Annotated in this window: 22 protein-coding genes; 2 read left to right on the forward strand and 20 right to left on the reverse strand. The window is 53.9% G+C overall.

Going from position 1 to position 19,664, the window contains the following annotated elements:
* Nucleotides 1–3 precede the first annotated feature (3 nt).
* Together cysG and OGV77_RS07035 are read left to right on the forward strand one after the other, a co-directional pair.
* Entirely contained in the window at nt 4–1,377 is a 1,374-nt protein-coding gene (cysG, locus tag OGV77_RS07030) for a siroheme synthase CysG (RefSeq protein WP_043018559.1), read from the forward strand.
* 269 nt (nt 1,378–1,646) lie between these two features.
* Complete coding sequence (locus tag OGV77_RS07035; protein ID WP_003827690.1) at nt 1,647–1,817, forward strand: YhfL family protein; 171 nt, start codon at nt 1,647–1,649, stop codon at nt 1,815–1,817.
* A gap of 68 nt (nt 1,818–1,885) precedes the next feature.
* On the opposite strand, the gene OGV77_RS07040 is transcribed toward OGV77_RS07035, so the two are convergent.
* From OGV77_RS07040 to OGV77_RS07135, 20 genes are all read right to left on the reverse strand, one after another.
* Nucleotides 1,886–2,980, reverse strand: a complete 1,095-nt coding sequence (locus tag OGV77_RS07040) for an aminotransferase class I/II-fold pyridoxal phosphate-dependent enzyme (protein ID WP_087050819.1) — start codon at nt 2,978–2,980, stop codon at nt 1,886–1,888.
* A gap of 13 nt (nt 2,981–2,993) precedes the next feature.
* Entirely contained in the window at nt 2,994–4,298 is a 1,305-nt protein-coding gene (locus tag OGV77_RS07045; protein WP_087050818.1) for a YhfT family protein, read from the reverse strand.
* An 11-nt stretch (nt 4,299–4,309) separates the two neighbouring features.
* Nucleotides 4,310–4,663 carry a DUF2620 domain-containing protein gene (locus OGV77_RS07050; RefSeq protein WP_003023576.1) on the reverse strand — a complete coding sequence of 118 codons (354 nt, stop codon included), beginning with the start codon at nt 4,661–4,663 and terminating at the stop codon, nt 4,310–4,312.
* A 10-nt stretch (nt 4,664–4,673) separates the two neighbouring features.
* Complete coding sequence (locus tag OGV77_RS07055) at nt 4,674–5,552, reverse strand: phosphotriesterase-related protein (RefSeq protein ID WP_087050817.1); 879 nt, start codon at nt 5,550–5,552, stop codon at nt 4,674–4,676.
* Nucleotides 5,549–6,775, reverse strand: coding sequence for a phosphopentomutase (locus OGV77_RS07060; protein WP_075145551.1), 1,227 nt, complete (start codon nt 6,773–6,775; stop codon nt 5,549–5,551). Before OGV77_RS07060 ends, OGV77_RS07055 begins: the two co-directional genes overlap by 4 nt.
* Complete coding sequence (locus OGV77_RS07065; RefSeq protein ID WP_080626016.1) at nt 6,775–7,938, reverse strand: YhfX family PLP-dependent enzyme; 1,164 nt, start codon at nt 7,936–7,938, stop codon at nt 6,775–6,777. The genes OGV77_RS07060 and OGV77_RS07065 overlap by 1 nt, the downstream gene beginning before the upstream one ends.
* 82 nt (nt 7,939–8,020) lie before the next feature.
* Nucleotides 8,021–8,383, reverse strand: coding sequence for a hypothetical protein (locus tag OGV77_RS07070; protein ID WP_003847975.1), 363 nt, complete (start codon nt 8,381–8,383; stop codon nt 8,021–8,023).
* A gap of 15 nt (nt 8,384–8,398) precedes the next feature.
* Complete coding sequence (yhfZ, locus tag OGV77_RS07075; RefSeq protein WP_043018565.1) at nt 8,399–9,304, reverse strand: GntR family transcriptional regulator YhfZ; 906 nt, start codon at nt 9,302–9,304, stop codon at nt 8,399–8,401.
* Nucleotides 9,305–9,469: 165 nt separating this feature from the next.
* Nucleotides 9,470–10,474 (reverse strand): tryptophan--tRNA ligase, encoded by a 1,005-nt coding sequence (gene trpS / locus OGV77_RS07080; RefSeq protein WP_043018566.1) that lies wholly within the window; start codon nt 10,472–10,474, stop codon nt 9,470–9,472.
* A complete protein-coding gene (gph, locus tag OGV77_RS07085; protein WP_043018567.1) occupies nt 10,467–11,225 on the reverse strand; it encodes a phosphoglycolate phosphatase in 759 nt (252 codons plus the stop codon). The genes trpS and gph overlap by 8 nt, the downstream gene beginning before the upstream one ends.
* Nucleotides 11,218–11,895: a ribulose-phosphate 3-epimerase gene (rpe, locus tag OGV77_RS07090; protein WP_003023561.1), complete on the reverse strand. Its 678-nt coding sequence runs from the start codon at nt 11,893–11,895 to the stop codon at nt 11,218–11,220. Before rpe ends, gph begins: the two co-directional genes overlap by 8 nt.
* A gap of 17 nt (nt 11,896–11,912) precedes the next feature.
* Nucleotides 11,913–12,749: an adenine-specific DNA-methyltransferase gene (dam, locus tag OGV77_RS07095; protein ID WP_043018568.1), complete on the reverse strand. Its 837-nt coding sequence runs from the start codon at nt 12,747–12,749 to the stop codon at nt 11,913–11,915.
* A gap of 117 nt (nt 12,750–12,866) precedes the next feature.
* Complete coding sequence (gene damX / locus OGV77_RS07100; protein ID WP_087050816.1) at nt 12,867–14,165, reverse strand: cell division protein DamX; 1,299 nt, start codon at nt 14,163–14,165, stop codon at nt 12,867–12,869.
* 96 nt (nt 14,166–14,261) lie between these two features.
* Nucleotides 14,262–15,350, reverse strand: coding sequence for a 3-dehydroquinate synthase (gene aroB / locus OGV77_RS07105; protein ID WP_087050815.1), 1,089 nt, complete (start codon nt 15,348–15,350; stop codon nt 14,262–14,264).
* A 57-nt stretch (nt 15,351–15,407) separates the two neighbouring features.
* Complete coding sequence (gene aroK / locus OGV77_RS07110; RefSeq protein WP_003023552.1) at nt 15,408–15,929, reverse strand: shikimate kinase AroK; 522 nt, start codon at nt 15,927–15,929, stop codon at nt 15,408–15,410.
* 404 nt (nt 15,930–16,333) lie between these two features.
* On the reverse strand, nt 16,334–17,581 hold the full coding sequence (gene hofQ, locus OGV77_RS07115; RefSeq protein ID WP_213733446.1) for a DNA uptake porin HofQ: 1,248 nt from the start codon (nt 17,579–17,581) through the stop codon (nt 16,334–16,336).
* Nucleotides 17,484–17,897 carry a HofP DNA utilization family protein gene (locus tag OGV77_RS07120; protein WP_087050813.1) on the reverse strand — a complete coding sequence of 138 codons (414 nt, stop codon included), beginning with the start codon at nt 17,895–17,897 and terminating at the stop codon, nt 17,484–17,486. The genes hofQ and OGV77_RS07120 overlap by 98 nt, the downstream gene beginning before the upstream one ends.
* A complete protein-coding gene (locus OGV77_RS07125) occupies nt 17,887–18,342 on the reverse strand; it encodes a HofO family protein (RefSeq protein ID WP_080626013.1) in 456 nt (151 codons plus the stop codon). Before OGV77_RS07125 ends, OGV77_RS07120 begins: the two co-directional genes overlap by 11 nt.
* Entirely contained in the window at nt 18,326–18,865 is a 540-nt protein-coding gene (locus OGV77_RS07130) for a PilN domain-containing protein (RefSeq protein WP_087050812.1), read from the reverse strand. Before OGV77_RS07130 ends, OGV77_RS07125 begins: the two co-directional genes overlap by 17 nt.
* Nucleotides 18,865–19,644 carry a type IV pilus biogenesis protein PilM gene (locus OGV77_RS07135; protein WP_087050811.1) on the reverse strand — a complete coding sequence of 260 codons (780 nt, stop codon included), beginning with the start codon at nt 19,642–19,644 and terminating at the stop codon, nt 18,865–18,867. Before OGV77_RS07135 ends, OGV77_RS07130 begins: the two co-directional genes overlap by 1 nt.
* Nucleotides 19,645–19,664: the final 20 nt, after the last annotated feature.

Below are 19,664 nucleotides of genomic sequence, written 5' to 3' on the forward strand. Positions count from 1 at the left end.
GTCGTGGATCATTTGCCTATATTTTGTCAACTACGTGACCGCGACTGCTTGATCGTCGGCGGTGGTGATGTCGCAGAACGCAAAGCGCGGTTACTGCTGGAAGCGGGCGCACGTTTAACGGTTAATGCGCTGGCGTTTATTCCGCAGTTCAAAGTATGGGCAGATGAAGGCATGCTGACGCTGGTTGAAGGGCCATTCGATGAGTCTCTGCTCGACGCCTGCTGGCTGGCTATCGCCGCCACCGATGACGATACCGTCAACCAAAGCGTCAGTACCGCCGCAGAATCACGCCGTATTTTCTGCAACGTGGTCGATGCGCCAAAAGCAGCCAGTTTTATCATGCCCTCCATTATCGACCGCTCGCCGCTGATGGTGGCGGTCTCCTCCGGCGGGACATCGCCGGTGCTTGCCCGTCTGCTGCGTGAAAGACTTGAATCCGTATTGCCTCAGCATCTGGGCCAGGTCGCGCAGTATGCCGGCAAGTTGCGTTCCCGAGTGAAGCAACAGTTTGCCAGCATGGGAGAGCGTCGTCGCTTCTGGGAAAAATTGTTCGTGAATGACCGCCTGGCGCAGTCGCTGGCGAACAGTGACCAGAAAGCCGTCGAGGAAACCACCGAGCAGTTGCTCAGCGAACCGTTGGATCATCGCGGGGAAGTGGTGCTGGTTGGCGCCGGTCCTGGCGATGCCGGACTGCTGACGTTGAAAGGACTACAGCAGATCCAGCAAGCAGATGTCGTGGTCTATGACCGTCTGGTGTCCGACGACATCATGAACCTTGTACGCCGCGATGCGGACCGGGTATTCGTCGGTAAACGCGCGGGCTACCACTGCGTACCGCAGGAAGAGATTAACCAGATCCTGCTGCGTGAAGCGCAACAGGGTAAACGCGTCGTGAGACTGAAAGGTGGCGATCCGTTCATCTTTGGCCGCGGCGGCGAAGAGCTGGAAACCCTGTGCCACGCCGGTATTCCATTCTCCGTTGTGCCGGGTATTACAGCTGCTTCCGGGTGTTCCGCCTATTCCGGCATTCCGCTGACCCATCGTGATTACGCCCAGAGCGTACGTCTGGTTACCGGACACCTGAAAACCGGCGGAGAGCTGGACTGGGAAAACCTGGCGGCAGAGAAACAGACGCTGGTGTTCTACATGGGTCTGAACCAGGCGGCCACCATTCAGGAAAAACTGATCGAATTTGGTATGCAGCCCGATATGACTGTCGCGTTGGTAGAAAACGGTACTTCTGTGAAGCAACGCGTCGTCAACGGGGTACTGACGCAGCTCGGCGAACTGGCGCAGCAGGTTGAAAGCCCGGCGCTGATTATCGTCGGTCGTGTGGTAGGCCTTCGCGATAAGCTGAACTGGTTCTCGAACCATTAATATAGTTTCTGAAGATGCCCTGATATTCAGGGCATCTATTTATCCCCCAGCAGAAATAAATAAAAAACGAACCGCGCTATATACTCCCCTCAATAATCCGACTATTAATCATTAATTAAAATATAAGCATCCAGCAATCTAATTCATTAATTATATAAAGCTTATCATGTCCTTATCCGGACTACTTAAAGTTTATTTTAGTTGATATCTTAACCGCCGAGAAATGGATTTCATCCATTTAAAAATAGATATCTTACAAGGATTTTAACATGCTGAAATTTGCAAAAATCACCCTCGTCGCTGGTGTTCTGGCTACGCTGACTGCGTGTACTGGCCATATCGAAAATACAAAAAATAACTGCAGCTACGATTACTTCCTGCATCCAGCGATTTCAATTTCTAAAATTATTGGTGGCTGTGGTCCGGCTGCAAACCAGTAATAAAAGCGATTGCGCAGATACAAAAAAACCGGGAATTTCCCGGTTTTTTGCATTTATAGATTAGATGCTCATTCACATGTTATCGCACTCACGCTCTCGCGCAGAATACGTAGCACGGTCTGTTCTCCACTTCGGTTTGGATTAATACGAATCGCATAATCACCCAGCAACGGATTCGCTTCGCGAAACGTCCCCGAAAGGCGATAGAACAGCGGAGGGATCTCATACTTCGACTCAGCTCCCACCGGGTATGGCAGCGCGCCTCTCTCTTGCGCCGCTTTCAGCACGCGGGCGGCAATCGGCTGATGAAACTCCACGATCAGCACCTTCGACTGGGCATTGGCGATGACGGCCTTTTTCACCTCGGGTAGCGCTCCGCTATTAAGCATCGTCAGCAACCGTTCAGCAACGCCAGCCTGTACCGCATGCATCACCGGCGCGAAAACCAGACCACGAAGCACCTCCAGCGCCTGCGCCCCCTGAATCTGGCTGCCGCCGGAATAAAGCGTCGCGCGGATTTTCGCGATAGCCTCCGCCTTGCCGACCACCGCCCCGACGCCCTCCGGGCCGAAGAGTTTAAAGCACGAAAAAGTAGACAGCGTCGCCCCAAATTCACAGCCAATACCGTCAACTTTCATCACCGCGTAGTTGTCATCGGTTAACGTCGGTACGCCGCACCGCGCGATTTCCGCCAGCACCTCGGCTAACACGTAACAATCCTGCGGTTGCTGACGCGTATGCTGCACCAGCGCGGCGTCAGGACGATGCTGCGTAATCGCCTGGGTGATTGCCGGGAGGCAGTTAAAATCCGCCCTCACCAGGGTAATGCCCATCTGCTCGACGAGCACCTGGGTTGTAGGATACACAGGCGCATCGTGAACTAACAGCCGCTGGCCGGGTTTGAGCAGCGCAGCCAGCCCGGCGCGAATAGCCCCGGTGCCTGCGCCCTGAACCAACGCTGCGGCCTCAGCGTGAAACGCCTCGGCCAGCACCTTTTCCACGCGTTGCGTCACCCGAGGCTGATTCAGCCCCGGGGCCAGCCCTATATCACCACCGGCCAGAAAATCAGCGCCAGGAAAGTGACGGCAAAGCGTATCCACCAGCGCAAACTGCTTTTGCTGTGCCTGCGCAAGCGTCAGGCTTTGCAGAGGGAACGTCTTCATGTTTTACGCCTCCTCAAGCCGGAACAAACAGACCAAACCAGTAGAGAATATTCAGCACAATACCGGTGATCATTACCGCTACGACCGGAGCCGCCATCTTCTGAACTGGACGCCCTATCGATTCGTTGAGGAAGTAAATCGCTACCGCAATTGAGAAACCGGTGTAGCCTGCCATCTTGATGGCGGCAAAAATCGAGCCTACCAGCAGCGCCATTTCCATCAGCATATTCATCGCATTACGAATATTGTCCGATGCGTTACGCACTGACGGATAACGCCCCAGCCATTTGCCAATAGAGCGCAGCAGCAACACTTCCGCTGAAATCACGATAGCGCCAAGGATTGCCGCTATCCACGGGTTCGGCGCCAGGTAACCTACGGAGAACACGAAGGTAAAACCCGCTACCGCATACACGCCCGTCGCCAGCGCGGTTGTCGCAATCATCGGTACAAAACCCAGCCCGCGCATAAACTCCGCCAGGGCCGCCTGATTCACCAGCGTCTGCGACTGATCCGGCGAAATCCCAGCCGAGTACGCTTTTTCCAGCGTAAAAATTGAAACCTCGCTGCCAGCGAAAATCTTCATACTGGCGACGGCGGCAATCAACGCGCCGACAATGGCGATATACGGCAGGTTTTTAATAATCCGCGAGGTTCGTTCTTCAAAGACCGATAGCCCGCTGGCATCCATCTCGTCATCGCCGCGGTGGCGAATATCATGCGTAATGGCGATCGCCAGCAGCATCATCATCCCCACAAAAATCTCAATTGATTCCGGGTTCAGGTGTGGGAAGTAACGCACCACCACCACGCGGGTCATCAGTACCACCACCGCCGCGATAATGCTGTGCTTCCAGCCAAACTGATAGAAAATCGCCACCAGTGGGAAGAGTGCGAATGCGGAAACCACCGGAGAACTCAGTTCACCGAGGCTACCCAGTACATCAACCGGCAGCGCCGTGAGCAGATGGTTCACCGGCAGCAGGCAGGTCAGAATCAATACGCCCCAGATAGCGCCCAGACCGAACGCCAGCAGGCTGTTCATCGCCAGCACGCCGAGAATATCCGTCGGCAGGAACAGCAGCCAGGCGTTGAGCAAGCCGGTTTTCAGGGTAAATGAGATCCCCACCGACGCCACAAAGCCGATACTCAGACCAAACGCGATACTCCCCGCCTCACGGCGATTCATGTACCCCTCGATCAGCTGCGGCAGAATCGGGCGGATACCGTCATGAAAGACGGCCGCCGAGCGATGTGCCAGAAGTGACGTCATGCCGGTCAGGCAGGCCACCACCACAATCTGAATATACAGATCCATAGTCATGCCTTTTATTTCAAATGGTTAACCAGCATCGGAATCGCATGTTCAACATGTTCGACGGAGAGACCAAAAGCCACTTTCCCTTCCGCAACCATTTTTGCGATATGTTCGTCTTTCGCCTTAATACCCGGTTTGGCGATAGTGCAGCTTTTGTTGTAGCCAATCACCGCGATGGCAATCGACAGCGCCGCGCCCGCGCCGGTGTTACAAGCGCCGATGTAGTAATCCAGCTGTCCGGATTTCACTTTCATCGCCGCTTCCATGTCGTTATGAATGGATACTTCAAAGCAACCCGGAGCTGCGGTTTCGATGGTCTTTTTAATCTGCTCACGCTGTAAGCCAGCAACGCCAATCTTTTTCATGATTCTGTCCTTATTGGAAAAATTTTGAGGGGTTATCACGTAACATCGTGTCCACATCGGCCTGGCTGAATCCTGACTGGCGCAACTGTGGGATAAAAGTGGTTAACAGATAGTCGTAGCCATTGCCGCCATTGGCCTTTAAATGCGAGCGGCGGGTAATGTCCATGGAAAGCATCACGCGATTAAGCAGCCCGCGATTGCGCAGCGCATGCAGCATGCCAATGCGTTTCTCGTCCGGGTAATAGTTGTTTTTACCGATGGTATCGAACTGCACATACGCGCCGAGATCGATCATGCGTAAGATATTGTCGAGATTATCTTTCAGGTCGCAGTGACCAACGGTTACGCGAGAAAGGTCAACGCCGTGCGCCTGCAGCAACACCAGCTGTTCCAGGCCCATGGTGCTAAACGAGGTGTGGGTGGAGATGGGACGTCCGGTTTCGATGTGCGCCCGCGCCGCGGCGATAAACACCTTCTCTTCAAGCGGCGTAATCACCCCTTCGCTGGAGCCAATTTCCGCAATAATTCCGGCCTTCAATTCAGTACCATCAATACCGATGACTATCTCATCGACCATCTCCTGCGCGAGCTGTTCCACGCTGCGAGCCGCGACATGTTCAGGGAAAAACGCATCCTGGTAATAGCCAGTGCAGGCCATGACGTTGATACCGGTATCGCGCATCAGGTCGAGCATGAATTGTGGATTACGCCCCATATAGCGGTTGGTCATCTCAATAATATTGCTGACGCCTGACGCCCGGAGATCCTTCATCTCCTGACAAATCAGATCGTACTGATCTAACCGGCAGTCGAGGTTATTTTTGAACCCAGAGAGATCGATATGCAGATGTTCGTGGACCCAGGTATAGCCCGTCGGATCAAAGTTCATAAGGTGTCTCCTGTAAGGCGCAATGCCGAGAGAAAAGAGCAGCCATTTTGTGGCGCCGCCGCGCCGAAAAATTCACACACCGTCGCGCCAACATCGGATAACGTCGCCCGGATGCCTAATTGCGCAGGCTCCAGCCCCTGTTGATACACCAGTACCGGCACAACTTCCCGGGTATGATGGCTGTGACCGATGGTCGGATCGTTGCCGTGATCGGCCATGACCACCAGACAGTCACTTGGATCCATAGCGGCCAAAAGGCGCGAAAGATTAAGATCGACAAGCTGCAACCGTTCGGCATACCGCGCTACGTCTTCAGCGTGCCCGGCAAGATCGGTTTCCTGAATGTTGGTACAGATAAATACCGTCGGCTCAGCGTTAAATTCGTTAAGCGTGATATCCATGATCTGCTGGCTATCCACCAGGTTTTGCCAGCTGCGCCCATGCGGATTGGCAACGATGTCCGCCACTTTACCGACCAGCACGGTAGGGATTCCGGCGTCATGCAGTTTTTGCGGCACCTGTACTTGCTCATCTACGCCAAAACCCATATGCCTGACCTGGAAGCCATTTTCATAGGCGCCGGAACGTGGAGCGTTAATGCCGATAAAGCGTCCTTCTTTGGTCTCGGCTGCATCCAGAATGCGCTGGCTGTCTTTAAGCTGACCGCCAAACGCGATCACGCGCCCGACCTGAACCTGCTCACGCACCACACGGCCTATTTTTAGCACCTCATCAAATGGGATAACGGCAAGATTGGCGGTAATGTTGTAGACCTGACCTAAATCCGCTTCGAGGTTATCGCCCACTGCGACCGCATTGTTGACCCAAAGAAACGCCAGATCGCCGCCGCGGCGTTCCACCTGCCAGCCCGCGGCTTTCAGCGCTTGCTCAACGCCATTGATGACGTCGCTAAATGGCATCCGCAGCGGAGCCTGAGGTCGTGTGCCTAAAATCTCCTGATGGCCCATAAAGGTATCTCCCCCTTCATGCTGCAGCTCTGCAACGCCCCAAACCGCCGATGCTGAAGGTTTCATCACGCCAGGCGTAAAGCCCAGAGCGTTAATCAGCCCCAACTTTTCCAGGGTTGGCAACCGTAACTGCGGGAGTTCGCCCAGGATATGGCCGCAGGTATTCGCTCCCGCATCCTGCGGCCTGACCAGCGTGACGTCTTTCATTGCGCCAACACCAAAACTGTCGATCACCAACACGACGAATCGAGCCATTAGTCCTCCAGAATATTGCCGAGACTGTCGTAACGCGCGACGATTTCAGCCGCGCCGCGCTGAATGCCCGACACCAGCACCACGTCGCTACGCGTCACGAAGATCTGGGTGCGAAAACAGAAGATCACCGCGCTACTCACCGGAAATTCGCCGGCTACAGGCAGGTAGTAGTCAATGCTGCTGTCGTCGACGGGTTTAAGCTTTGCGGTTATTGGGGCGTCATTTTCCGGCGTAAAGACCAGCGCGTTTTGCGCGTGACCACGACGGTAATAGCCCCCGCCATAGCAATAACTGTCCCCACGAAACGTGTGTGAAACCTCGCTTAACCACAGCATCGCAATGCGTTCCGGCTGGTCGCCTTTTTGGTTACAAGGAATGGTGCCGGTCAGCGCATGACCCGGCTCAGCATGGGTGACGCCATATTCCGCCAACAGGGGGAGTGACGCGCAGCTACTGGCTGACGGCGCATTCAGCTGCTCAATGGCAATCCCGGCTTCCGCCAACTGACGTCGGGCGCTCACCAGCGTGTGCAGATTAGGCGTCGGCATCGTCTGCGCTGATTTTTCATCCCATAACAGGCAGGGGAAATGGGTTAACCCGCACAGACGCAGGCCCGGCAGCCTGCGGATTTCATTGACCACATCCGTCAGATACTTCAGCGGAAATCCGCTTTCCTGCCCCGGATAGAGAAAATCATCCTTGTCATACACCTTCAGCATCACGTTCTGTTCACAGCCGGCCTTCACCGCCGCAGCCGAAACTTCGCGCGCTTTCTCCAGCGAGAACAATGTGATGACCTCAGTGCCTTGCGCCACTGCCTCATTGACCAGCCGCGACGGGATCTGCACCAGATGTCCCTGATGCGCAACCGGTAACCCGGCGCGGCGCATGACGCGGCTCTCCTTGTAATCGACAACCACGATGCCTTCATAGCCAAGCTGCAACAGTTTCTCTGCCAGCCACGGGTTACGTCCTACCTGTTTGGTCATCAGATATAGCGAGATGCCATGTTGCCTGGCGACATCCAGCAGGCGTTTGCCATTCTCAATGACCTGATCAACATCAATGACCCAACTGTCAGGCGCGATCTTCCCTTGCTGCCACAACGCGATAGCGGCCGAGATAAGTGCGGGGTTCTGGCGTTTCAATGCATCTATAAACATTTCTCTGCCTCGTTCAAATCCTTCAGTTAAATATTCATTTTTTTGAATATTTAGGGTGCAATAAGCTCATTGCCCATTGATTTCAGACGCCTTCGTTCGCCGCCATCCACAATCCGTACAGGTTAGCCAACATATAGCCTTCTTCATTCGCGTGCGGCGTCACCGTGAACTCTTTCAGCAGCGCCTGATGTACCAATAAAATAGTTGGCCACAGATGAGATTGCGCCAACTCCTCCAACAGCTCACCATCCAGTGCTTCAATCACTTCCCCCTGGCGACTGCGCATTAACGCGCTCGCCATATGGGTCATCGCCATGGTCCCTTGCTCGCTATAAACCGGCAAACACCACTCTTCATCCAGCCGCCTGACCACCTGCAGCATGCCGCTACAAATATCCTTGTCGATAACGCCCGCTTCACACAGCAGGTTAAGCCTGTTTTCCATATCGTTCGCCTTCACTTAATAACTGGGTTCCTGTTCACCGTTCGCCACACGCTGTTGGTGGGCAAGCAGCGCCTCTTTATTGACGACCGCTCGTAGTAGCTGTTGCATCGGATAATCCTCAGCCCGGGTCAGCACTACCGCCTCCGTGGCCTGCAGAAATCGCGGATCGTTGGTGAGCGGCGTGGCTTCTAATCCCAGTACCGCCAACTCGGCCTCTGCAACCACGTTCCAGATAACCGCATCCACATCCCCTCTCGCGATACGCTGCAAGCTTTCGTGATAAGGCATATCGATCAATTCAACGTCACGGTCGCCAAAACAGGCCTCGGTCATGATTTTCTGATCCGCCGAACGGTTATCGAGCCCGACACGTTTTACATCTGCGGATTCGCCCTTGCGACAAATCAGCTGATGCTCGCCGACGTAGGTATGCGGTCCCAGCGCTAACGTAATGCGCAATCCATCCTGGGCAAGGTAACTTTCCGCCGCCAGGCGGGAAACTACCGCCATGTCATAGACGCCGTTCAGCAGGCATTCCACGCGAATATCAGCCCCACGCATGTGTGCGTAATAAAACGGGATCCCATCGAATTGAGCCTTAAGCCCACTCGCCAGTCCTTCATATAAACGGGTGTAGGGCAGCGGCATCGCACAGACCACGTTATTAATATCCACATGCTTTAGCAGCGTACGGTTATCCATCTCCACCAGATAGCTACCGTTACGCCCGCGGCGCTCAATACGGATCGCCCCGGAGGATTCCAGCGTTTTCAACGCGGCCTGGGTTAACCCTACCGATGAGTGACACTCGGCAGCCAGTTCATCGATAGTTTTCAGTCTGTTACCACACTTCTCACCGAGCAGGTAACGGGCCAGGGTTGTCAGCACAACCCCCTCTTTCTTGATAAATGTCCGACGCATTTTATATTTTCAGTAAAGTGAATATTTATATCTTCATTAAAGTGAAGATATAACGCAATGAGGAAATGTGCAAACGGCGAGGCGCCTCACATTTTTTGAGATTTACCAACGAACAGGCGAAAAAAAACCGGGCGTAACCCGGTTTCTTCAACAACGCAGAGCGCATTACGGCTTGGCCACAAAACCAATCGCTTCGTAAACGGCTTTCAGCGTAACAGACGCGCGGGCGCTGGCTTTCTCCGCACCGTCTTTCATCACTTTCTGCAGGAAAGCTTCATCGTTACGGAAACGGTGATACCGCGCCTGAAGCTCGGTCAGCATGCCGGAAACGGCTTCTGCGACTTCACCTTTCAGATGACCATACATTTTGCCTTCGAAGTGCTGTTCCAGCTCCGGAATGCTCTGGCCAGTGACGGCAGAGAGGATATCCAGCAGGTTGGAAACACCTGCTTTGTTCTGCACGTCGTAGCGAACAACCGGCGGCTCTTCGGAGTCGGTCATCGCTCGTTTGATTTTCTTAACCACGGATTTCGGATCTTCCAGCAGGCCGATCACGTTGTTGCGGTTGTCATCCGACTTGGACATTTTCTTCGTCGGCTCCAGCAGCGACATCACGCGCGCGCCGGATTTAGGAATGAACGGCTCAGGCACTTTGAAGATGTCGCCATACAGGGCGTTGAAGCGCTGGGCAATATCGCGGCTCAGTTCCAGATGCTGTTTCTGATCTTCGCCAACCGGTACCTGGTTGGTCTGATACAGCAGGATGTCTGCCGCCATCAGCACCGGATAATCAAACAGACCGGCGTTGATGTTCTCCGCATAGCGCGCGGATTTGTCTTTGAACTGGGTCATACGGCTCAGTTCGCCGAAGTAGGTGTAGCAGTTCAGCGCCCAACCTAGCTGGGCATGTTCCGGTACGTGAGACTGCACGAAAATGGTGCTTTTTTCAGGATCGATTCCGCATGCCAGATACAACGCCAGCGTATCCAGCGTTGCTTTACGCAGTTGCTGAGCATCCTGACGAACGGTGATGGCATGTTGGTCAACGATGCAGTAGATGCAATGGTAGTCATCCTGCATGCTCACCCACTGACGCAGCGCACCCATATAGTTGCCAATGGTCAATTCACCTGAGGGCTGTGCGCCACTAAAAACGATGGGCTTAGTCATTTTTTAATTCCTGATTTTCGCTATGCGGAAGCCCGAGAGCGGGCAGTAGTTCATTAATACGGTCGTAAATAACGTCGGGCTGGCTCAGCGCAATCGACTCGCCGTAGTTGTAGCCATAGGTCAGGCCAACGGACGGACAGCCAGCAGCTTTTGCCGCCTGAATATCATTGCGTGAATCCCCTACGAAGAGCATGTGCTCAGGCTTGATGCCAAGCTTGCTTGCCACCAACAGCAGCGGATCCGGATGCGGTTTTTTATTCTGCACGTCGTCACCACCGATGACCACGCTAAAGTATTTGGCGATATCCAACGCCTCGAGCAATGGCGCGACAAACGGGGTCGGTTTATTGGTCACCAGACCCAGCGGCAATCCTTTCGCATGCAGCGCGCCCAGCGTATCGGCAACATCAGGGAACAGGAATGTTCCCTCTTCTGCGACATCGCCGTAGTATCTGTCGAACAGCTTACGCAAAATACGTACCTGTTCCTCGGCGGGAATATCATCATCAACGGGGGGTTTACCCATCGTTTTGCGTAAAGTTGCGCGCTCCTGACGAGACCACGCCAGCGCGCGCTCCATCAGTACATCTGCACCGTTACCAATCCAGGTGATAACACGTTCTTCACCGGCAACCGGCAGTTCCAGCGCATACAGCGCCATATCAACCGCAGCGGCTAATCCCGGCGCGCTGTCGACCAGCGTGCCGTCGAGGTCAAATGCAGCGCCCCGAATATCCTGAAACTTATCCATGACTTACCTTCGCCAGTTCATTGCGCATTTCATCAATGACTTTTTTGTAATCTGGTTGGTCGAAAATAGCAGAGCCTGCGACAAACATATCTGCGCCTGCCGCGGCGATTTCACCAATGTTGTTCACTTTGACGCCGCCGTCCACTTCCAGACGAATGTCATAGCCAGATTCATCAATGCGGCGACGCACTTCGCGCAGCTTATCCAATGTTTGCGGAATGAAGGACTGCCCGCCAAAGCCTGGGTTAACGGACATCAGCAGGATCACGTCGAGCTTGTCCATGACGTAGTCCAGATAGCTCAGCGGCGTTGCCGGGTTGAACACCAGGCCCGCTTTACAACCATGCTCTTTGATCAGCTGTAAAGTGCGATCGACATGCTCGGAGGCTTCCGGATGAAAAGTAATGATGCTGGCGCCAGCGGCGGCGAAGTCCGGGACAATACGATCGACCGGTTTCACCATCAGGTGAACATCAATCGGGGCGGTGATGCCATATTTACGCAGCGATTTCAGGACCATCGGTCCGATGGTCAGATTCGGTACGTAGTGATTGTCCATGACGTCGAAGTGCACAACGTCGGCACCGGCAGTCAGCGCTCTCGCGGTGTCCTCACCCAGGCGGGCAAAATCAGCCGACAGAATTGAGGGGGCGATCAAATACTGTTTCATCCGCTTCTCCTTGAGAATTATTTCTTCGCAGGCGTTACAACTCCTGGTTTATACAGTGCCAGCAGTTCGTTCACCTTTTTACGCGTGCCGCCATTGCTGCTAATGCTGCGCCGCACTTTGACCTGAAAATGTTTCGCCGATCGGTACCACTCACGGGTATCGGGCGTGTCATGATTCGAAATTAACACCGGGATCTGCTTACTGACCAGCTTTTCTGCCATTTCGGCCAGATGCGCCTGCTCTTTTGGGCTGAAGCTGTTGGTATGATACGCGGTGAAATTTGCCGTCGCCGAAAGCGGTGCATAAGGCGGGTCACAATAGACCACAGAGTTGCTATCCGCACGATCCATGCACTCTTCATAGGAGAGGCAATGAAACTCCGCATTCTGCGCTTTTTCAGCAAAATGGTACAACTCGGCTTCCGGGAAATACGGTTTTTTATAACGACCAAACGGCACGTTAAACTCGCCGCGCAGGTTATAGCGACACAATCCGTTGTAACCGAAGCGGTTCAGATACAAGAACAGCACTGCACGGCGGAAGGGGTCCTGGCTGGCATTAAATTCTTCTCTGAACCGATAGTACACCTCAGCCTGATTGGTTTCAGGCATAAACAGCTCACGTGAAGCCTGCACATACTCATCGGTACGCGTCTTCACGATGTTATAGAGACTGATGAGGTCGCTGTTGATATCGGCAAGAATATAACGAGAAAAGTCGGTGTTAAGAAACACCGACCCGGCACCCACGAAAGGTTCAATCAGGCATTCACCCTTAGGTAAATGCCGTTTGATATCATCAAGCAGGGGGTATTTTCCCCCTGCCCATTTCAAAAAAGCGCGATTTTTTTTCATGCTGACTAACTAATTACACCTTCTCCGGCTGTGGAGAAAGCTCCGACAGCATCCTGCGCTTTAGTCTTTGTCCCGCAATTGGGCGAAACAGCAAACCATTGCAGAACATATCCTATCTTACTTCAAATCGGCCTGAACCTGGTGCAGCGGTTTTGCCCACGGGTTTTTCGCCTGAATATCGGCGGGTAACGTAGACACTGCACGTTTAGCATCTTCTTTAGACGCATACACGCCCGTCACCAGAACATACCACGGTTGACCGTTACGCGTCGTCTGATACACCACGTAGTTCTTCAGGTTTTCTTTCTTCGCCCAACCGTTCAAGTTGTCGTAGTTAGAAGAACTGCTGAGCTGCAGCGTGTAATGACTGGACGGCGCAGATTTTAACGCTCCAACATTTCCTGTACTTTTCGCTCCGCCAGCAACAGGCGTTGACGCTGTTGCGGTTGGCGCAGGCGTTGCGGTCTGAGCAGGCGTGGTAGTCGCGGTTGCTTTCGGCTCAGCCGTCGCCTTCGGCGTAGCGGTAACCACAGGTGCTTTGGTTGTGGTCGTCGGCGCAGTTGCGGTTGGTTTTGCCTGAGCAACAGGTTTCGGCTCTGTCGGCGTCGCTTTCACCGTAGTTTGCGGTTTGCTCTTCGGTTCAATGACGGCCTGTTTACGTTCCTGATGCGTAGCCACAGGACGTTCAGTCGTTTCCGTTTTCGCAGTCTGGCGCGCAGCATTACCATTACGCATCGGCGCAACGGTCGCAGGCTCGGTCGGCAGCGTAGAGTTAACCACGACGTTGTTAACCTGCTCCTGACCTTGCGGCTGCGTCAGAGCGTTGTTCAGATCGCCCTGCACTTCAACACGCTGCTGGCCTTCAGTTGCCACAGGCGTCTGACCTTGAGTTGGGGTTGAGGAAATCGGCGGCAGGGAAACATCCTGCTGGGTATTGCCAGCGGTCTGCTCAGCGCCCGTTGCAGGCGTAGTCGTACCCGCCTGATCCGTCGCGTTGCTGCCAGAAAGATCGATGCTCTTCTCGCCAGATGCAGTAGGCTCACTGGAAGAGGATGAGGGGGCTTTCAGCGCAGAACCGATACCGATGATCAGCAGCAACAGCACCAGAACACCGACACCCATCATCATATACTGACGAGAGGCAGGCTTACTGGCGGCTTTCTTACGCTTGCGCGGACGACGTTCTACACGCTCTTCATCCACGCCATCGTCATCAGATTCATAGTCTTCTTCAATGTCCCGCTCTTCTTCACGCTCTTTACGCGCGCGCGCAGGACGGCGATCGTCAGCATCCAGATCAACATCATCAAAATTGATTTGCGGCTCATTATCGCGTTCAGACGATTGACGAGAACGACCAGTACGACGATCGCTGGGATCGGGTTTCAGCTCGTCTTCTGGTTTGAATTCATCCATTTAACACCCCACTCAAAGGTTAATGCTTACGACTTTGCACATAACCTGAAGCTAAAAGACCTACGTTTTGCAACGTAAGCCAGACCTTTCTTGTTGTTACGCCTGCTGGCAATCAGCAATAGCGTTAAGAACCACCTCGTGCGACACTCCGCCGCGCACTTCACTCTTCCCTATGGCCCGCGGAAGCACTAAACGAATCTCTCCCGCTAACACTTTTTTATCTCGCAGCATATGCGGCAGATAAGCTTCAACAGACATCTCACGCGGCCCATTAACCGGTAAGCCCGCTCGCTGCAGTAGCGTAATGATGCGCTGCGTATCTGCGGAGGTAAACTGCCCAAGGCGTTCTGACGTACGAGCAGCCATTACCATACCTGCTGCGACTGCTTCACCATGTAACCAATTGCCATAACCCATTTCAGCTTCGATCGCATGGCCAAACGTGTGTCCCAGATTCAGTAAAGCACGTAAGCCCATTTCGCGCTCGTCTGCTGCGACAACTTCTGCTTTCAGCTCACAACAACGGCGAATACAGTACGCCATCGCCGGACCGTCCAGACGCAGTAACGCATCCAGATTGTCTTCCAGCCAGCTGAAAAATTCACCGTCAAGAATGATGCCATATTTGATCACTTCCGCCAGCCCCGATGCCAGCTCACGCGCAGGAAGCGTTTTCAGACAATCGAGATCCACCACCACGGAGGCCGGTTGGTAAAACGCGCCAATCATGTTTTTACCGAGGGGATGGTTTACGGCGGTTTTGCCGCCAACGGAGGAGTCGACCTGTGACAACAGGGTTGTCGGGACTTGAATAAAACGCACACCACGCTGATAACTGGCTGCCGCAAAACCGGTCAGATCGCCAATCACGCCGCCGCCAAGTGCGACTAACGTGGTATCACGACCGTGCGGTTTTTGCAGTAACGCGGTGAAAACCGTATCCAGAACCGTCAGGCTTTTATACTGCTCGCCATCGGGAAGGATAACGCTATCAACGTTAACACCCGCCTGTTCAAGTATGCCGCGAACCTTATCGAGATAAAGGGGAGCCAGGGTTTCGTTGGTCACCAACATAACCTGATCGCCCGATTTCAGCGGTAAGAATGAAGCTGGCTCATTGAACAAACCAGCCGCGATGGTGATAGGGTAACTACGTTCCCCGAGAGTGACTGTGATCCTCTCCATTACGCGACATCCACCTTAGTTACTTGTACCCGCAGACGAGTGTGTATTCAGCCAGAATTAGTTGCTTTCCAACATATGAATAATCTGGTTTGCTACGACTTTTGCGCTCTGATCGTCGGTGCGAATGGTCACGTCAGCAATCTCTTCGTACAGAGGATTGCGTTCGTCAGCCAACGCTTCCAGAACTTCACGAGGCGGTGATTCTACCTGCAGCAGCGGGCGTTTCTTGTCGCGTTGAGTACGCGCAAGTTGTTTTTCAATTGTCGTTTCAAGATAGACCACGACGCCACGCGCGGAGAGACGGTTACGTGTTTCACGTGATTTTACAGAGCCACCGCCAGTTGCCAGCACAATACCCTGTTTTTCCGTCAACTCGTTGATGACTTTTTCTTCGCGATCACGGAAGCCGTCTTCACCTTCTACATCGAAGACCCAGCCCACATCAGCTCCGGTTCGTTTCTCAATCTCTTGATCAGAATCGTAAAATTCCATATTGAGTTGTTGAGCTAACTGGCGCCCAATAGTGCTTTTTCCGGCACCCATAGGCCCAACCAGAAAGATATTGCGTTTCTCTGCCATTTTTTCGGTACTACTAAGACTATTCGTTAATGATAAACCCGCTTCGCAGACACCCAGCGCAGCAGGACATGAACTGAAACCTCATAAGATATTGCGAGAGTCAGACTGAAAATTATCTCAATACTCAAGCGGGTTTGGCAACTGAATAAATCACCAAACCTTACGCATTTCTGGTCGTGGCAGGCATGCTACCCTGCAAACATCAGACCTGGCGACGTATCGCGCAGCCAAATGACACCAAATAAGCCTATGACACACCACCAGAAAGGCAAAGCGTATTTACTGCCGCATAAGTAAAGAAAAGCACCGACGCTCAAATCGGTACTCCTTGTATGCTAAATACACCCGCACGTCAAATCCCTGAAACGTGTTCAGTGCAAAAACAACGGCTTTTCATGCATAAGTTATTGCGCTGAAACCAGTCTGGGCGTAATAAAAACCACTAATTCGCGCCGTTCGTCTTCTTTACCATCATGGCGAAAGAAAGTGCCAAGCCAGGGAATGTCGCCTAACAACGGCACGCTGTCGGCTGCGGATTTATTCTTATGTGAAAAAATCCCGCCCAGCGCAATCGTCTCGCCGCTTTTTACCTCGACCTGGGTTTCAATCTCCTGCTTATCAATAGCCAGAACCTCGCCATCCGCCTGCTGCAGCACCTGCCCGGGAACATTCTGGCTGATATGCAGTTTCAGTCTGATGCGCCCTTTCTGCAATACGGTGGGCGTTACCTCCATCCCCAGTACCGCTTCCTTAAACTCGACGGATGTCGCGCCGCTTTCACCGCTGGAGACCTGATAAGGGATCTCGCTACCCTGCTTAATACTGGCAGGTTGCAGGTGAGAAGCCAGTAAGCGAGGACTGGCAATGATATCCAGTTGCTGTTTTTGCTCCAGCGCAGACAGCTCCAGCTCAAGTAAACGGCCGTTAATACGGCCAATGTTAAATCCCACACGTGATGTGGCGGCGGATACAGAGAGATCGCTGGCAAGCGTTGTGACGTTCCCTACCGCCCCCGGTTGCTGTGCGTCAGCCAGCGACCACTTAACCCCCAGCTCACGCAAACTTTTTTCATTAATCGTGACGATATGCGCCGCCAGTTCGACCTGGGCAACCGGCAAATCCATTTGCGCCACCCATTTTTCCAGTGCATTAAGCGCAACACTATGATCACGCAGCAGTAAGCGGTTGGTTCGTTTATCCACCGTCATGCTTCCTTTGGCGCTAAGCAGCTTTTCTCCGGCTTTGGCCAGCTCGGCGGCATCGGCATATTGCAAAATAATGCTGCGCTGCTCCAGTGGCAAACTGGCCTGAACCCGTGCCTGTTCATTGTCCTGGCGGGCCGCATTTTCACTCTGCCATTGGACAGAATGTACATGCAGAATATTGCCCTCCTGTCGTAATACCAGCCCGGCGCTTTTCACCACCGTTTGCAATGCCTGTTTCCAGGGGACATCCGTCAAATGCAGCGACAGCACGCCGCTGACATCTGGCGAAACGACCAGGTTTTTCTGCTCCTGTTCAGCCAGCGCCTGCAATACCTGTACAACCGGTACATCATCGACCACCAGCGTCACGTTTTGTGGTTTTCCCGCCAGCGCGCTCGTTATTCCAACCGCCAGCGCGAAGAGTATCCACGCTATCCATCGCTTCATTTACCGCTCCTTGTCGTTGCCACTGCCACCGCGGCGGCTCGCAGTTTTTCCCTGTGTCGAGCGTTACGCTCTGGGCCGTTATCTGTGTAATCGTCCAACCGTTTTTCAGGAGGTCATTTCGCTCAATCCGTCGCCATTTTTTCTGGCTATCCTGAACAATGCCGATAGGTCGTGCGCCCTGGCTCACCATGCCCTGAAAACGCCATGTCGGCAGCTCAGCAATTTGGCAACGGTCCTCCGGCGGCAGAAAGGGATTACGCATACCAGTGAGCATCAGTACGCTTACGCATACCAACAGCCAACGTTCAACCGTCATTCAGGCGCTCCAGTTGTAGCGTTAGCAGCAGCTCCGAACCTTCAGCGCTAAGCGAAAACCGGCTGACGTTCATCCCCTGATCCGCCAGTTGGGCAAACATCGGCGGGATGGCATCCCAGGCGGGCTTCAGCGTCATCTCTCCGCCCTGTGCAGAGGGCTGCCAGTGGAGAAGACGTGCCAGAGGAGTCTGAAACCGCAGCGGGGAAAACGGAATCAACGTCTCTTCAGGCTCTCCTGGCGATGCCGCCAACAGATATAAATTTCGCCATTGCGCCTGAATGGCCGCGCGTTGCTGGCTTAGCGCCTCTTGCTGCATAATCCGTTTCTGCCAGGGGGAGTTGAGGCATAGCAAGACGGCGATGAGCAGTCCCAACATCCAGGCGCACCAGCAGAAAACTCGAAAACGTGGCGACTGCGCTAACCAGCTTTCACAGAGCGTTATCATGCGCACCGCTCCGCGTCAGTCGATAGTGGAATTGCCAGCGTCCCTGCGCATCCTGCAGCGTTTCACCAGGACTGCCCAATGTAAACAGCGGTTGCTGGCGTAATTGCGCTTCCAGCGCTCTCAGCGCGGCAAAGTTCAGCGTGTTTCCCGTCAGTTCCAGCGTCTCCTGCTGCCAGGTGATTTTTGTTAGCCACGCCTGCTCCGGCAGTAATTCCGCCAGCCCTTGCAAAACCTGCTGCCAGTTTCGGGTCTGCTCACGCTGTTTGTTCCGCGCCTGAACCTGTAGCCATCGTTGCTGGCGCTGCTGCATACGCGGCTTTAGCGCCATTAAGGCCTCGGCCCGCGTCTTTTCGGCATCTGCCAGCAGTAATTCAGCCCGGTTTTCGACGTTTATCACGCTGTAACCGCGCAATAACACGCCGATACTGAGCAGGATTGAAGCGCTAAATAAAACACACCAGAAGCGCAGGCAGGCGCGGCGTCGCGTTTGGCGCCAGGGCAGAAGGTTGATAGTCGCTATCATTAGCACGCGCCTCCCATAGCGAGTCCCAGAGCAATGGCGAAGCGATGGCCTGGCGTTGGAATTGGCGGCTGGCGTACAGACACCACGCTTAACGGATCGAAGCCGCCGGGACCGCATAGCGCAATGGCTGTCGTGGGAAGCGACAATGTCGCGGCAAGCTCGTCGATACTGTCAATATCGCCTGTTGATTTACGTCCCCATGCCGAACGGGTCGCCCATAGCCACTGGGCGTCATCACGCCATGCCAGACACTGATGATGTTCGGGCAGGTAGGGCATAAATCGCTGTAATGCGCTGGCATCCGGCGTAATCGCCGTAACGTGTACCTTCAACGTTTGGATAAGCGTCAGAAGCGCTGAAATCTCTTTGCTTTGCGCAGCCGTGACGTTAAACGCCGGGCTCAACGTGTCTTCGCTATAATCAAAATGCAGCGCATCCGGCGCCATATCCAGCTCTCGCGCCATCGAGCCGGACAACCAGGCGGTTTGCTCCGGCTCACGCAACGTCATTTCCGGACGAGGGTACTTTTTTTGTAACGTCCTGTTGGCGGGAAAGGAGAGATGAATATGGTGTCGGCGAGGAAGCTCCCGGCTCCACGGCAGTAGCGCTGCGACAAGCTGTTCAGGCTCGCGAATGTGGCCATCGACGATAACCTGGGACGTCAGCGGTATACGCCACCAGCGCTGGAGAAACCAACCGGATGCGTCGTAAACAGCGGCGACAGCCAGCGCTTCATGTTGCTGAATATGCAAACCAATTTTCCAGATATTGAAAGCCATTGCTGATGATCTCCTTATCA

The organism is Citrobacter sp. Ce129, from assembly GCF_030334545.1.
Taxonomy (GTDB): Bacteria; Pseudomonadota; Gammaproteobacteria; order Enterobacterales; family Enterobacteriaceae; genus Citrobacter; species Citrobacter europaeus.